At 73.4% G+C, this 14,879-nt stretch carries 9 protein-coding genes; 6 read left to right on the top strand and 3 right to left on the bottom strand.

Annotation, left to right across the window (positions count from 1 at the left end; all coding sequences use genetic code 11):
* The first annotated feature begins 12 nt into the window (after positions 1-12).
* The 5 genes from IE263_RS28280 (at position 13) to IE263_RS28300 (ending at position 8,584) form a co-directional block, all read left to right on the top strand.
* Complete coding sequence (locus tag IE263_RS28280) at positions 13-4,485, top strand: glycoside hydrolase family 38 N-terminal domain-containing protein (RefSeq protein ID WP_189940638.1); 4,473 nt, start codon at positions 13-15, stop codon at positions 4,483-4,485.
* On the top strand, positions 4,482-5,180 hold the full coding sequence (locus IE263_RS28285; protein WP_229911201.1) for a peptidyl-prolyl cis-trans isomerase: 699 nt from the start codon (positions 4,482-4,484) through the stop codon (positions 5,178-5,180). Before IE263_RS28280 ends, IE263_RS28285 begins: the two co-directional genes overlap by 4 nt.
* A gap of 139 nt (positions 5,181-5,319) precedes the next feature.
* Complete coding sequence (locus IE263_RS28290) at positions 5,320-6,690, top strand: extracellular solute-binding protein (RefSeq protein WP_189940639.1); 1,371 nt, start codon at positions 5,320-5,322, stop codon at positions 6,688-6,690.
* Entirely contained in the window at positions 6,687-7,709 is a 1,023-nt protein-coding gene (locus tag IE263_RS28295) for a carbohydrate ABC transporter permease (RefSeq protein ID WP_373312096.1), read from the top strand. The genes IE263_RS28290 and IE263_RS28295 overlap by 4 nt, the downstream gene beginning before the upstream one ends.
* Positions 7,706-8,584 (top strand): carbohydrate ABC transporter permease, encoded by an 879-nt coding sequence (locus IE263_RS28300; RefSeq protein ID WP_189940641.1) that lies wholly within the window; start codon positions 7,706-7,708, stop codon positions 8,582-8,584. Before IE263_RS28295 ends, IE263_RS28300 begins: the two co-directional genes overlap by 4 nt.
* On the opposite strand, the gene IE263_RS28305 is transcribed toward IE263_RS28300, so the two are convergent.
* Together IE263_RS28305 and IE263_RS28310 are read right to left on the bottom strand one after the other, a co-directional pair.
* Positions 8,548-10,773 carry a glycoside hydrolase family 3 N-terminal domain-containing protein gene (locus IE263_RS28305; RefSeq protein WP_229911205.1) on the bottom strand — a complete coding sequence of 742 codons (2,226 nt, stop codon included), beginning with the start codon at positions 10,771-10,773 and terminating at the stop codon, positions 8,548-8,550. The two genes, IE263_RS28300 and IE263_RS28305, sit on opposite strands and share 37 nt — an antisense overlap.
* A gap of 136 nt (positions 10,774-10,909) precedes the next feature.
* Positions 10,910-11,929 carry a BadF/BadG/BcrA/BcrD ATPase family protein gene (locus tag IE263_RS28310; protein ID WP_308430764.1) on the bottom strand — a complete coding sequence of 340 codons (1,020 nt, stop codon included), beginning with the start codon at positions 11,927-11,929 and terminating at the stop codon, positions 10,910-10,912.
* Between the two features lie 30 nt (positions 11,930-11,959).
* On the opposite strand from IE263_RS28310, the gene IE263_RS28315 reads away from it, so the two are divergent.
* A complete protein-coding gene (locus IE263_RS28315) occupies positions 11,960-13,243 on the top strand; it encodes a glycoside hydrolase 5 family protein (RefSeq protein ID WP_373312098.1) in 1,284 nt (427 codons plus the stop codon).
* Between the two features lie 19 nt (positions 13,244-13,262).
* Here the strand turns inward: IE263_RS28315 and IE263_RS28320 are convergent, their stop codons facing one another.
* Positions 13,263-14,756, bottom strand: a complete 1,494-nt coding sequence (locus IE263_RS28320; RefSeq protein WP_189940644.1) for a glycoside hydrolase family 3 N-terminal domain-containing protein — start codon at positions 14,754-14,756, stop codon at positions 13,263-13,265.
* Positions 14,757-14,879: the final 123 nt, after the last annotated feature.

Below are 14,879 nucleotides of genomic sequence, written 5' to 3' on the forward strand. Positions count from 1 at the left end.
CGTAGGAGCCCCATGCGCGTCATCTCTGTCGAGTCGACCGAGCTCTTCACCGGCACGGAGGACCAGCCGCACCAGGTGGTCGCCGTCGACGTCGAGCACGCCCCCGGCCGGCCGGTCCGTCTGAGCGTGGCGGGCCCGGGTGTCCGCAGCGTCGGGAAGACCGTCGTGACCGTCGACGAGGACGGCACCGCCCACGCCGAGATACCGGTGGCCGCCGACGGCCTCGCTCCCGGCGACCGCCGCCCGGTCACCGTCACCGCCGAGGACGCGGGCGCGCGCCGACCGGTCCGGCACGCAGCCGAGTTCACCGTCGCCGAACCCGGCTGGACCATGTTCATGGTCAGCCACTTCCACTACGACCCCGTCTGGTGGAACACCCAGGCCGCCTACACCGAGACCTGGGACGTCGCCGACGCCCCGGCCGTCACCGGACTGCCCGCCCGCACCTTCGACTCGCGCGGCCAGAGCGGCATGAGCCTGGTCCGGGCCCACTGCGACCTGGCCCGGCGCGACCCGGCGTACACCTTCGTGCTCGCCGAGGTCGACTACCTCAAGCCCTACTGGGACGCCTTCCCCGAGGAGCGGGCCTTCCTGCGGCAGCTGATCCGCACCGGCCGGGTCGAGATCATGGGCGGCACCTACAACGAGCCCAACACCAACCTCACCGGCGCCGAGGCGACCGTACGCAACGCGCTGTACGGCGACGGCTTCCAGCGCGGGATCATCGGGGCCGCGCCGCAGACCGCCTGGCAGCTGGACGCGTTCGGGCACGATCCGCAGTTCCCGGGACTGATGGCGGACGCGGGGATCTCCTCCAGTTCGTGGGCGCGCGGGCCGTTCCACCAGTGGGGGCCGACGCTGTCGGTGTTCGGCGAGGAGCCCCGCGACCCCCAGCGGATGCAGTTCCCGGCCGAGTTCGAGTGGATCGCCCCCTCCGGACGCGGACTGCTGACCGCCTACATGGTCAACCACTACGGCGCCGGCTGGGCCATCGACAACGCACCCACGCTCCCCGAGGCGGAGGCGGCGGCGCTCAAGCTCTTCCAGGGGCTGAAGAAGGTCGCACTCACCCGCAACGTGCTGCTGCCCGTCGGCGGCGACTACGCCCCGCCGTGCCGCTGGGTGATGGCCATCCACCGTGACTGGAACGCCCGTTACGTCTGGCCCCGGTTCGTCAGTGGCATCCCCAGGGACTTCTTCGCCGCCGTCCGGGCCGAGCTGGCGGCCGAGGGCCGCAGGGCGAGCCCGCAGACCCGGGACATGAACCCGGTCTACACCGGCAAGGACGTCTCCTACATCGACACCAAGCAGGCCCAGCGGTACGGCGAGACGCTGCTCGCCGACGCCGAGGCCTGGGCGACCCTCGCCTCCCTCGTCGCCGGGCACCCCTACCCGGACGCGGCCCTCGACAAGGCCTGGCGGCAGCTGGTCTACGGCGCCCACCACGACGCCATCACCGGCTCGGAGTCGGACCAGGTGTACATCGACCTGCTCACCGGCTGGCGGGAGTTGTACGACCTCGCCCGGACCGTGCACGCCGACGCGACCGACGCGCTGGCGCGCAGGGTGGTCCCGCTGCCCGGCGACGCGCCCGACCTCGTCGTCTTCAACTCCGCGACCTGGCAGCGCCGGGACGTGCTGACCGTCGCCGACCCGGGCCTGGTCCCGCTGGACCTCACCGGTCTGCCGCTGCCCGCGGTGCGCGAGGACGGCGAACTGCGGGTCGTCGTCCCGGACGTGCCCGGTGCGGGCCTCAAGGCGCTCTCCCTCGCGGAGGGCAGCGTGCCCGGCTGGACGGCGGCCGAGGGGACCACGATCCGCAACGAGTTCTACGAGGTGACGGTCGACCCCGCACGCGGCGGCGGTGTCAGCAGCCTGCGCGCACTCGCCGAGGGCGGCCGGGAACTGCTGCGCCCCGGAGACATCGGCAACGAGCTGGTGGTGCAGGAGGAGTACCCGAGACACCCCCGCTTCGGCGAGGGCCCCTGGCACCTCACGCCGACCGGGACCACCGCCGCCAGGAGCCGTGACGTGACGGCTGACATCGATGTCGAGCACGCGCCGGCCGGCTCCCGCATCACCGTCCGCGCCGACCTGGGCCTGTTCCGGTACACCCAGCGGCTCATCCTCTGGACGGGCGTCGACCGGCTGGACGTGACGACGACCGTCGACGGCTACGACGGCGCCGACCGGCTGATCCGGGTGCGCTGGCCCTCGGACGTGCGCGGCGGGCTGCCGGTGCACGAGGTCGCGGACGCGGTGATCGGGCGCGGCTTCGGGTTCGTGGAGGTGGACAGCGAACGGTTCCCGTGGACGCTGGACAATCCGGCCAACACCTGGTTCGGGCTGGACTCCACGGCCCGCGTCGCCGTCCACGACGACACCGGCGCGCTGCTCGGGCACCGGTCGATCGGCGTCGCCGAGCTGGTGTTCACCGACTGGGACACCGCCGGTGAGCTGGGCACCCCGCTCGCGGCGGCCCTGGTGCGGACGGGCGTCACGGCCACCTCGACGATCGCGGGCGGGCCGCGGTACGGCGACCTGGAGGTCGACTCCAACCTGCCCGACATCCGGATCGCCGTCGGCGGCCCGGACCGCAACTCCGTGGTCGCCGAGGCCCTCGGCTGGGACCCGGCGGCCGCCCGCGAGCTGCGCCGCCAACTGGCCGAGGACGGCCTGGCCGCCGTGTGGGTGGCGCCCCGTGCCTCGCTGCGCGAGGAGTGGGTGCCCGGCGCCGACCTGCGCGACCTGGAACGGCTGCCGCTGCTCGTGGTGGCGGGCGCCCGCCCCGAGGACGACGCGAAAGCCGTCGACGCGCTGGTCGCCGACCTGGAGGACGCGACCGTACGGGCCACGGCGGCCGGCGGCGGCGAGGCGCTACCGCCGGGCGACGCCTGGGACGGCCGGAGCTTCGCCATCCTCAACCGGGGCACGCCGGGCTGTGTGGTCACCTCGTCCGGCGACCTCTGCATGTCCCTCATGCGCTCCTGCACCGGCTGGCCCTCCGGTATCTGGGTCGATCCGCCCCGGCGCACCGCTCCGGACGGCTCCGGCTTCCAGCTGCAGCGCTGGTCGCACACCTTCGAGTACGCGATCGTCGCCGGCCAGGGCGACTGGCGCGAGCTGGGTCGGCCGCGCGCCGGCCACGCCTTCAACCATCCGCTCACGGCACGGCTGCGGCAGCCCGATCATCCGCTCACCGCACGGCTGCGGGAGCCCGCCGGGACACCGGCCGACCTGCCGAGGACCGCGACCCTGCTGAAGCTGGAACCCGAGGGCCGGGTGCTGCTGGACGCCCTGAAGCCGGCCGGCTCCCCGCTGGCCCGGGGCGGTACCGCGCCGGTGGATCCCGCGCGCGGGGTCGTCGTACGGGCACACGAGGTGGACGGCAGGCCGGTGCGGGCGCGACTGACGGGCCCCTCGGCATGGGCGGAAGGCACCCGGGCGGACGTGCTGGAACGGCCCGGGGAGCCTCTGGAGCCCGGCACGGAGGGCGCTTTGGAGCTGGACCTGACGGGCTTCGAAGTGGCCACCGTGCTGGCTCTGCCGCGGGACGGCCGGCGGGCCGGGGGACCTGGTGCCGCCGCGCCACTGGACAGCCACCCGGCCGAAGGGCTCCGCGTCGCCGCGCCACCTGACAGCGACCCGGCCGAAGGGCCCGCCACCGCCGCGCCACTGGACAGCGACCCGGCCGAAGGGCTCCGCGTCGCCGCGCCGCCGGCCGGTCACCCGGCCGAGGGTCCCGGAGTCGCCGCGCACGAGCCCGCGCAGCCGGTGCACACCCGCTACTGGTTGCACAACTCCGGCCCGGCGCCCCGAGGGAACATGCCCGTGGCCGTCCACCTCTCGCCGACCCCGCTCACCGCCGACGGCCCGGTCACCGCGACGGTCCGTGTCTCCTCCGAGCTGACCGACGCGTCGGTGTCGGGTGCGGTGGCCCTGGAGGTGCCGCCCGGCTGGACCGCCGAGCCCGCCGAACTGCCGTACGCGCTCGGCCCGGGAGGCTTCACGCTCGCCGAGATCACCGTCACGCCCCCGCCGGGCCCCGTGCCCGGCCGGTACCGGCTCGCTGCGCGGCTGGTGTACGGCGGGCAGACGTTCGAGGACGTGGTCGCCCTGGACGTGCCGGGCGAGGCCACGGAGGGCGGACCGGACGGGCGGACCGGGCCGAGTCTGGTGCTGGAACTGGGCGTGGACCGGGTCGAGGTGCGCCGGGGTGAGCGGGTGCGCGTGCCGGTGAGCGTGCGCAACACCACCCGGGGGCCGGTGAGCGGGACGCTGTGGGCGGTGTCGTCCTGGGGCACCTGGGCCGGCGTCGGGCCGGGCTGCCAGGGGTTCACCGTGGCCGCCGGGGAGAGCGCGCGATGCCTGGTCGACGTGGACGGCTCGGCGGTGCCGCCGGGGTCGTACTGGCTGATGGCGAAGGCAGGCTGGCACGGCTGCGTGGCCTACACGGAGGCGGTCGTGCTGGAGGTGACGGCATGAGCGGGCACCCCACGGCGGTGGGAGACGATGCCGTGAGACGGCACGCGGCGGGGGCGGGAGACGGCGCGGCGAGGCGGCCCGCGGCCCTGGTGGGAGACGAGGCCGTCCCCGTGGAGCGGGTGGACGCCCTGCTGGCAGCCGTCCCGGCGCGGGACCGGGAGACCGGCCCGGAGGCCCTGGCGCGTGCCGAGCGGCAGCGCAGACGGTGGGCCACGCAGGTCGTGGTCACCGACGAACTCGCCCGTCGGGCCTGCGCGGAGCGTGGGCTGACGCCGCCGGCCGAGGTGACCCCGGCGCGGGTTCTCGCGGTGTCCGCGACCGATGTCGCCGACCTCGGCAGCATCGTCGCCGTGGCGCTCGCCCACTCCCCGGCCGCGCGCGCCCTGCTGGCCGCACTGGAGGCCGAACAGACGGTCCCGGAGCGGGCCGTGCGGGACTACTACGACCGCAACCGCGACCGGTTCCTCACCCGGGAGGCACTGCGGCTCGGTGCCGACCCCTACGGCGACCTGGGGCCCGCCGACGTCCTGCCGTACGCCGAGGTACGCGACGAGATCGCGTGGGAGCTGCGGCGGGCGGTGGCCCGGCAGGCGTTCTTCGACTGGCTGGACCGCGCCCGGGCCGCAGTGGAGTACGCGCCGGGGCACGAGCACCCGGGCGACCCGTCCCACCCCGATCACGAGCATCGGCACTGAACACTCCGGTAACGACCCGGAACCGAAAAGCAACACGGCAAGCCATTGACCTCCGATGAATTCTGGTCCACCTTTTCATCAATCGGAGTCCAACTTGGTGATTTGAACCAGCAGCAGCTGACGGATCGCAGGAGGCACCATGCGCGCGCGAAGACTGACCGGAACCGTGGCGGGCGTCATCGCCCTGGCCCTGACCGCCGCCGGCTGCGGCCTGTCGGGGGGCTCCGACAGCGGGGAGGCCACGGCCGGCGGCTGCAAGGTCGACAAGGCCAACGTCGGATCCGGCAAGCTCTCCGGCGAGGTCAAAGGCAAGATCACCTTCCAGACCACCAACCTGAAGAAGGACTTCGGCGGCTTCTTCAACGGAGTGATCAAGGCCTTCGAGAAGGCCCACCCCGGCGCCTCGGTCAAGTGGATCGACGACCCCGGCGACAACACCTTCACCCAGCGCACCGTCGCGGACGCCCAGGCCTGCACCCTCCCGGACGTGCTCAACGTCAACTCCGAGACCGCGACCGCCCTCACCAAGGCCGGCTACCTGCTCGACCTGGGCGTCAAGGACCCCGACTCCGCCAAGCCCTTCGTCCCGGCGTTCTGGAAGTCCAGCACCATGAAGGACTCCTCGGGCGCGTCGGTGCACACCGTGTTCCCCTGGTACACCGGCGGCATCGTCCTGACGTACAACACCGACCTGCTGAAGAAGGCCGGGATCGACCCGGCGCAGCCGCCGAAGACCATCTTCGGGCTGTTCGCCGACTACGAGAAGATCGCCAAGTCGGCCCAGGGCAAGTACTACGCGACGATGGCCAACCCGGTCTGGCGGATCCCGGCCGACTGGGACCAGATGAACATCAGGACGCTCTCCGCCGACGGCAAGTCCGCCACCTTCGCCGACGACCCGCGCACCACCCAGTGGGTCGCCTGGATGGCGAAGCTGTACAAGGAAGGCGCCATGCCGAAGGACTCGCTGTCCTCCAGCAACGACCCCTCCACGCCGTACAGCCAGGGCAAGGTCGCGTACGGCTCGACGAACCCGAGCTTCGTGCGCTTCGTGAAGCAGAACAGCCCGTCCGTCTACGCCAAGACCGGCGTCGGCCAGCAGCCCTTCGACGCGCTCGGCCACACCACCGGCGCCCCGCAGTACATCTCGGTCGCCGCGACCAGCAAGAACGCCCCCACGGCGCTGGCCTTCGCCGAGTTCCTCACCAACGCCGAGAACCAGACGGCCTGGTGCAAGGACCCGAACGTGGTGATCTTCCCGACGACCACGGCCTCGCTGGACGACCCGTTCTTCCAGAACGTCACCGGCGACGACCCGTTCGCGGAGGCCCGCAAGCTCGTCGCCGAGCAGCTCAAGACCGCCACCGCCTACCAGACCAACCTCTCCCCGGCCGTGCAGAACGCCATCGTGAGCCAGGTGCAGCTGGCCATGCAGGGCAAGAAGAGCCCCGAGCAGGCCGTGAAGGACGCCCAGGAGAAGGCCGACGAGCTGCTGAAGCAGGGCAGCTGACCGTGGCGACGCAGACCGTGAAGCCGGTGTCCGTGCCCGGTGCGGAGCCCACCTCCGCGCCGGGCACGGCCCCGTCCCGCCTCCGCAGGCTGGCCCGGGCGCTGCTGCCCGGTCCCGCTCCCGGCGCCAACGGCGCGGCACTGTACCGCCGCTGGTGGCTGCCCTGGCTGTGGACCGCCCCCGCCCTCGTCTGCGCGGCGGTCTTCGGCGTGTTCCCGTTCCTCAACACCGTCCTGCTGTCGTTCACCGACGCCAAGCCGCTCGGCGGCGCCGCGAACTTCGTCGGGCTGTCCAACTACACCCGGATGCTGGACGACTCCGACTTCTGGCTGGCGACCCGCAACAGCGTGCTGTACGCGCTGATCGTGGTGCCGCTGATGGTGCTGCTGCCGCTGATGCTCGCCGTCCTGGTGGAGAAGAAACTGCCCGGCATCGGATTCTTCCGCTCGGCCTTCTACACGCCGGTGCTCGCCTCCAGCGTGGTCGTGGGTCTGAGCTGGCAGTGGCTGCTCGCCGACGACGGGCTGATCAACACCTGGCTGCAGAAGGCCCATCTGATCAGGCACGCCATCCCGTTCCTGTCCGACTCGTGGCTGATTCTGTTCTGCGCGATGGGCCTGACGCTGTGGAAGGGGCTCGGCTGGTACATGATCTTCTACCTGGCCGCCCTGGGAAACGTGCCCAGAGAGCTGCACGAGGCGGCGGCCATGGACGGCGCCGGGGCGATCCGGCGCTTCTGGCACATCACGGTGCCGGGCGTGCGGCAGGCCATGATGCTGGTCGGCACGCTCACCGGCATCGGCTCGCTGCGGGTGTTCACCGAGATCTTCATGCTCGGCAGCTACACCGGAGGCCCCGGCGGCGCCGACCGCACCCTGCCCTTCTACATCCGCGACGTCGGCCTGGACCCGCTGACCGGCAACGCCGGTTACGGGTCGGCGGTCAGTGTGGCGCTGTTCCTGCTGACGCTGGGGCTGACCCTGCTGGCGCAGCGCCTGACGAAGGAGGACGAGTCATGACGACCGCGCCCCTGCCCCGCCGACGCCTGATGCCGCGCTGGCGGGACTACGGCCGCCCCCGGGAGCTCGTCGTCCGCTACCTGCTGCTGCTCTTCGTGCTGGCCATCACCGTGGGACCGCTGCTCTGGCAGCTCCTGGCGTCGCTGAAGAGCACCAGCGAGGACGTCTTCGGGGCGAACGCCTCCCTGCTGCCGCAGCACCCGACCCTGCGCGCCTACGAGGCGATCTTCGATCAGGTGCCGGTGGCCACGTACATCAGGAACAGCATGATCGTGGTCGTCCTGTCCCTCGCCAGCCAGCTGATCTTCTCCACCACGGCCGGCTACATGCTCTCCAAGCCCGGCTGGAAGGGCCGCAAGGCGGTCTGGGTCGTGCTGGCCGCCTCCATGATGTTCCCCTTCGAGGCGATCATGGTGTCGCTGTTCCTGAGCATCCGTGACCTGGGGCTGGTCGACAACCTGGTGGGCGTGTGGCTGCCCGGGTTCGTCGGTGCCATCAACGTCCTGCTGATGCGTGGTGCGTTCCTGGCGGTGCCGCGCGAGATCGAGGACTCGGCGATGCTCGACGGCGCGAGCGAGTGGCAGCGCTTCCGGTACCTGTACCTGCCGTCCGCGTGGGGCGCGATCATGGTGGTCGTCATCAACACCTTCATCAGCGCCTGGGACGACTTCCTCTGGCCGCTGATCGTGCTGCGCTCGGAGCACAACATGACGCTGACACTGGGTCTTTCGCGGCTGCAGAGCTCGTCGTTCGGCTACGACCAGCGGTTGGTCATGGCCGGGTCGGTGATCTCCATCATCCCGGTGCTGGTGCTGTTCGTGATCACGCAGCGGTGGTTCTACAAGGGGGTGTCGGCGGGGGCCGTGAAGTTCTGACCACCGTCCAGGCGGACCACCACCGGTACGGCGGTCAGCGCGGCCCTCGCCGACTCGGCGATCCGGATCTCCACGGTGCCGGGCAGGACCGCGGTCTCCAGGTCGGCGCCGACCTGGGCGAGTCGGCCGGCGCCGAGCGGGAGGGTGACCGTGCGGCACTCGCCCGGCGCGAGGTCGACGGAGCGGAAGCCGCGCAGTTCGAGGGTGCGCGGCCAGACGGGGGTGACCAGCCGCCGGATGTAGAGCTGGACGACCGTACGCCCGCGCCGTTTCCCGGTGTTGGTGACGTCGACCGTGACGGACTGCCCGGACAGGCGCGGGGGGTCGTAGGCGAAGGTCGTGTACGACAGCCCGTGCCCGAAGGAGTAGAGCGGCCCGGCATCGGCGTCCACGTAGGTGCCGTACTCGATGTCCTTGTGGTTGTAGTGGACGGGGAGTTGAGCCGCCGAGCGCGGCACCGAGACGGGGAGGCGGCCGACGGGATCCGCCAGCCCGAGCAGGACCTCGGCGATCGCCTCGCCGCCCCACGGGCCCGGATACCAGGCGGTGAGCAGGGCGGCCGCGCGGTCCGCCGCCTCGGGGACGGCGTGCGGGCGGCCCTGGATCAGGGCGACCACCGTGGGCGTGCCGGTGGCGATGACGGCGTCCAGGAGCGCGTACTGGGCCTCCCCCAGCCGCAGTCCGGCGAGGTCGACGCCCTCGCCGCAGGTCATCTCGGACACGACCGTCCGCGCGGCCCCGTTGGCGTCGAACTCCGTGTCGGGGGTGCGGGCGCTGCTGCCGCCCAGGACCAGCACGGCCAGGTCGGAGGCGGCGGCCGCCGCGACCGCCTCGGGGATGCCGGTGCGTTCGTCACCGGTGAGGGCCGTGCCCCGGGCATGACGGACGTCCGTGCCGGGTGGGGCGAGCCGCCGCAGTCCGTCGAGGACACTCGCGCCCCTGCCGGGGCGCTGCGGGGCGGTGTAGTCGCCGAGCTGGTGGGCGGTGGTGGCGGCGTGCGGGCCGAGCACGGCGACACTCCGCACCGAGGGCCCGAGCGGGAGCACTCCCCCGGTGTCGTGGAGGAGGGTGACGCAGGCGCGGGCGAGGTCGGTGCTCAGTGCGCGCCCGGCGTGCTCGGGGACCGACACGCGGTGCGTGTAAGGCCGTTCGAACAGCCCGAGGCGGAACTTCAGACGCAGGACGCGGGCGACCGCGGCGTCCAGGGCGGCCTCGCTCACCAGGCCCCGCTCGACGGCCTCCTCCAGGTGGGTGAAGCCCTCGTCCCAGAGGCTGAGGTCGACCCCGGCGTCGAGGGCGAGGGCACCGGCGGACACCTTGTCGCCGGTGATGCGGGCCAGCCGGTCCACGGCGAGCCCGTCGGCCATGACCAGGCCCTGAAAACCCCAGCGGTCGCGGAGCAGTCCGGTGAGCAGGGCACGGTTGCCGGAGCAGGGCAGGCCGTCGACCTCGTTGTACGCGGCCATCACGGCGGCGGCCCCGGCACGCACGCCTGCCCGGGCGGCCGGGAGGTGGATCTCGTGCAGTTCGCGCAAGCCGAGCTCGGACTCGGCGGAGTTGCGGCCGCCGACCGTGGCGCCCTGGCCGGCGAAGTGCTTGAGGACGACGGGGGCCTTGTCGGAAGCGAAGAGTTCCCCCACACCCTGCATGCCACGGACCAGTGCCTCCGTCAGCCGGGCCGCGAGGTACGGGTCCTCGCCGAAGCACTCCTCGGTACGGCCCCAGCGCGGGTCCCGGGCGATGTCCAGCGCGGAGACGAGCGCCACGTGCCCGCCCCGGGCGCGCAGTTCGGCGGCGGCGTGGGCGGCGGCCCGCTCGTACAGGCCGGGGTCCCAGGTGGCGCCGACGGCCAGGTTGACGGGGAGGACGGTGCTGTCGAGGGCCATGTGGCCGTGCGGCACCTCCTCGACGAACAGGGCGGGGATACGGAGGCGGCTGCGCTCCCGGACATGGCGCTGGACCAGGTCGGCGAGGTCGGCGCTGTCCTCGACGCCGGGTCCGTCGGGGTGGTCGACGCCGGACCAGGCGTCGGCGCGCATCAGCCCGTAGAGGGCGCCGAGTCCTTCGAAGCGGTCGGTCTCGGCGTACAGGGCTTCCGTGAGTTCGAAGTCCCCGTCCGGTGTGCGGCGACAGGCGTCCCAGCCGTACATCCGCTGGTTGAGCTGGCCCACCTTCTCGCGCGGGGTCATACGGGAGAGGAGGTCGGCCACGCGGGTGTCGAGGGGGGCGGCCGGGTCGAGGTACGGCGGCCGCAGGGGGAGGGCTGCGGGCGCGACCGACTGGTCCTGAGGGAGCACGGCATCGTCCTTGTGGGTGCGGGTGGCGTCAGCGGCCGGTGCCGTGGGCGAGGCGGGCCAGGGCCACGGCGCCCGGCGAACCGTCCGACACCGCGGTGATGGTGAGCGCGAGGTGTGCCAGACGTTCGGTCAGGGGGGTCAGCAGGGGGCCGTCCGGGGCGAGCAGGCCTCCCGTGACGACCAGAGGTTCACCCGGGCGCGGCACCAGTGCCATGACGGTCTCGGCGAGATGGCGGGCGGCCTCCCGCAGGATCTCCACGGCGACGGCGTCCTTCTCCTCGGCGGCCCGGACGACCAGCGGCGCGTGGTCGGCCAGCCGGACCGGCGCCCGCTCCATGACGGCGGGCAGCACGTGCGCGCGGTAGGCGGTGCGCCGGCCGTCGCTCCAGGGAACGGCGTCAGTGACGCCGTAGCCCTCGGGGGGCAGGACCCGCGGCGGCAGCCCGAGTTCCCGGCCGACGGCGCGGGCGAGCGTGGTGGGCGCCCCCCGGCCGTCGGTCGCTCTCAGGGCCGCCCGTACGGCTGCGCGGCCGATCCAGAAACCGCCGCCGTCGTCACCGAGGAGCCAGCCGTCGCCCCCGGAGGTCGCGGTCGGCGCCCGTGCGGCGATCCGGGCCGCGACCGCGCCGGTGCCGGCCACCAGGACCAGACCGTCGGCGGGGTGGCTGGGGGCCGCGGCGAACGTGGTCTCGATGTCGCTGTGGACGCCGACCGTGGCCGCGGTGATGCCCAGCCGGGCGAGCGCGGCGGACAGGGCGGTGTGGGCCCGCACCCGGCCGGGCTCGTCGGCGCCCTGGCCCTGGTGGCCGGCGCCGGCGAAACCGCCCGCCACCGCGACCACCTGCCCGCGCAGCGGTTCGGGCACGGCCCCCGCGAGAGCCTCGGCGAGGTGGTCGGCGAGCTCCGGCCCGGGCACGGTGAGCGCGTTGCCCGGCCCGGCGGTGCCCTCGCCTCGGGCGCGACCGTCGTCCAGGTCCGCCAGGACGGCACGGGTGCGCGTGCCGCCGGCGTCGAGGCCGACCACGAAAACCGAGGAAGCCCGGTTCAAATCACTATTCATTGTTGTCCATGGTGGTTGATACATTCGCCGCACACAAGGTCCGTCTCCCGTCTCGAGGAGGACGCCATCGACACCCCGCCCTCGCCCGCGCTCCGCTTCGGTGTCAACTACACCCCACGGCGGGGCTGGTTCCACGCGTGGCACGACTTCGATCCCGGGCTCGCGCGCGAGGACCTCGCGCAGATCGCCGGGCTGGGCCTGGACCACGTCCGGGTCTTCCACCTGTGGCCCCTGCTCCAGCCCAACCGCGCTCTGGTGCGCCCATCGGCCGTGGACCAGCTCGTCCGCCTGGTGGAGCTGGCGGCCGAGTGCGGCCTGGACGTCCTCGTGGACGGCGTCCAGGGCCATCTGTCGAGCTTCGACTTCTACCCGGAGTGGACGCGCAGCTGGCACCACCGCAACGTGTTCACCGACCCCGAGGCGATCGAGGCCCAGGCGGTGCTGCTGCGCACGCTGGGCCGCGCCCTGTCCGGTCACCCCAACCTCCTCGGCCTCCAGCTCGGCAACGAGCTCAACAACCTGGTCGAGCACAACCCGGTCTCGGTGGCCGAGGTGGACCACTACCTGGACACGCTGCTGGCCGCCGCGCGGGAGGGGCTGGGCGAGGGCGGCGGCCTGGTCACGCACTCGGCGTACGACGCCGCCTGGTACGGCGACGACCACCCCTTCACCCCCGAGGCCTCGGCCCGCAAGGGCGACCTGACCACCGTCCACCCCTGGGTGTTCTCCGCCGACTGCGCCCGCCGCTACGGCCCGCGCTCACCGCAGGTGCACCACCTGGCGGAGTACGGCACGGAGCTGGCGGCGGCCTACGCCACCGACCCGGCCCGCCCGGTCTGGGTCCAGGAGACCGGGGCGCCCGAGCCGCACATCCCGGCGGCCGACGCCCCCGGCTTCGCCCGCGCGACCCTCCGCAACGCGGTCGGCTGCGCGCGGCTGTGGGGCGTCACCTGGTGGTGCTCCCACGACGTCGACCGCTCCCTGGCCGATTTCCCGGAACTCGAGTACACCCTGGGCCTGTTCGACTCCACGGGCCGCCCCAAGCCGATCGCGGACGCCCTGTCCACCACGGTGGCCGAACTCCGCGCCACCGCCGCCCCTCCCCCGCCCCGCACCACGGCCCTGGTCCTGGACTGCACCCCGTCCACCCGCTCGGCCTCCGGCCCGGGCGGCACGTTCTTCGAAACCTGGATGCGTCTGCGCCAGGAGGGCGCCCGCCCGGCGGTGGTCCTGGCGGAACACGCGCAGGACACGGCGCACCTCGCGGCGCGGGGGATCACGGAACTGATCAAGGAAGGGTGATCCCAGGGGCGGAGGCCCGTCAGGCCGTCCGCCCGGTCAGGACCTCCGCCACCGCCCGCAGATTCACCCGCCCCCTCCCGTACGCGCACACCGCGCTGCCCGGCTCCGGCAACCCGGTGGACACCAGCAGCGCGTCCGGTCGTGCGGTCAGCAGCGCGTCCCGCAGGCGCCCCTGCCAGGGATGCAGTCCGGCATCGCACAGGGCGACGACCAGTGGCCGCCCCTCCGCGGCCCGCAGCGCCTCCCCCACGACGGCCCCGGCGTCCCCCGGCTCTCCGGCGACCGCCGTCCCCGTGGCCGTCGGGTCGAAGGCACCCAGCTCGGTCAGGAGGTCCTCGCCGCCCCAGTTGAGGGCGGGATGCGGGCGCGGGAAGACGTCGACGACGTGGGCGCCCGGCACCGGCTGCGGCAACGGCCTCCCGCTCCGTACGGCCCGCCGCGCAGCCGTCAGCCCAGCCTCCTCGTCCCACGGGGCCACGTCACCCGGCCGGTACGGCACCGCGTACCGCAGCGCGAGCCGTCGTACCCGCTCCGCGGCCTCGGTCACGCGCTCCCGCCGAAGCTCGCCCGCCCGCAGGGCCTCCAGCACGGCGTCCCGGCAGGCGAGGGTGACCTCCAGATCCGCTACGGCGACGATGACCTGGTCCGCTCCGGCGGCGAGGGCGAGACGCGCGCCGGCCGCCTCGCCGTAGCGGTCGGCGATGGCCTTCATCTCCAGCGCGTCGCTCACCAGGACGCCGTCGAAACCGAGTTCGCCGCGCAGCACCTCGGAGAGGATGCGCGGGCTGAGGGTGGCGGGCCGGTCCGGGTCGAGAGCCGGGAAGACGACATGGGCGCTCATCAGCAGGGGCACGCCCGCGTCGACGGCGGCCCGGAAGGGCGCGAGGTCGAGCCGGTCGTACGGCCTCGGGTCGACCGCGAGCTCGTGGTGGCTGTCGGTGACGGTCCCGCCGTGGCCGGGGAAGTGCTTGGCGCAGGAGGCCACGCCGCGCGCCTCGGTCGCCGCGATCCAGGCGCGCAGATGCCGGGAGACCAGCTCGGGGTCGGAGCCGAAGGCGCGGGTGCGCACGATCGGGTTCTCGGGCCGGCTCTGGACGTCGGCGACGGGGGCGTAGGAGGCGGTGATGCCGAGCGAGAGCAGGTGGCCGGCCAGGGCGTCCGCGCACGCGGCGGTGAGGTGAGGGTCGTCGGCGACGCCGAGCGCCCAGGAGCCGGGCACCTCGGGGGCGCCCGCGGCCACCAGGTGGCCGATGCCGCCGCCCTCGTTGTCGATGGCGACCAGGAGGTCCTGGCGCAACGCCCGCAGTGTGCCGGTGAGTTCGCGGACCTGGTCGGCGTCGCGGACGTTGCGGGTGAACAGGATGACCCCGCCCAGTCCGCGATCGATGAGCCGCTTCAGGGTGTCGGGGACGGTCGTCGTCCCGTCGAAGCCCGCGACGAGGCAGCGGTGGGCCGCCTCGTCGAGAGCGGCGGGGAGGGCCGGGCCGGCACGGCCGGGGGCGGAGTGTGTCACCCCAGAATGCTCCGGTTCACCGAGCCGAAAGTCAACAAGTTGATGGATGGATGATTCACAGGCTCGTCGAGACCGCGATGCCGGTTCGCGTGCGGCCGGAGGGCGGGTGGACGCCGTGGCATC

The organism is Streptomyces aurantiogriseus (assembly GCF_014649375.1).
In the GTDB taxonomy this organism is placed as follows: Bacteria; Actinomycetota; Actinomycetes; order Streptomycetales; family Streptomycetaceae; genus Streptomyces; species Streptomyces aurantiogriseus.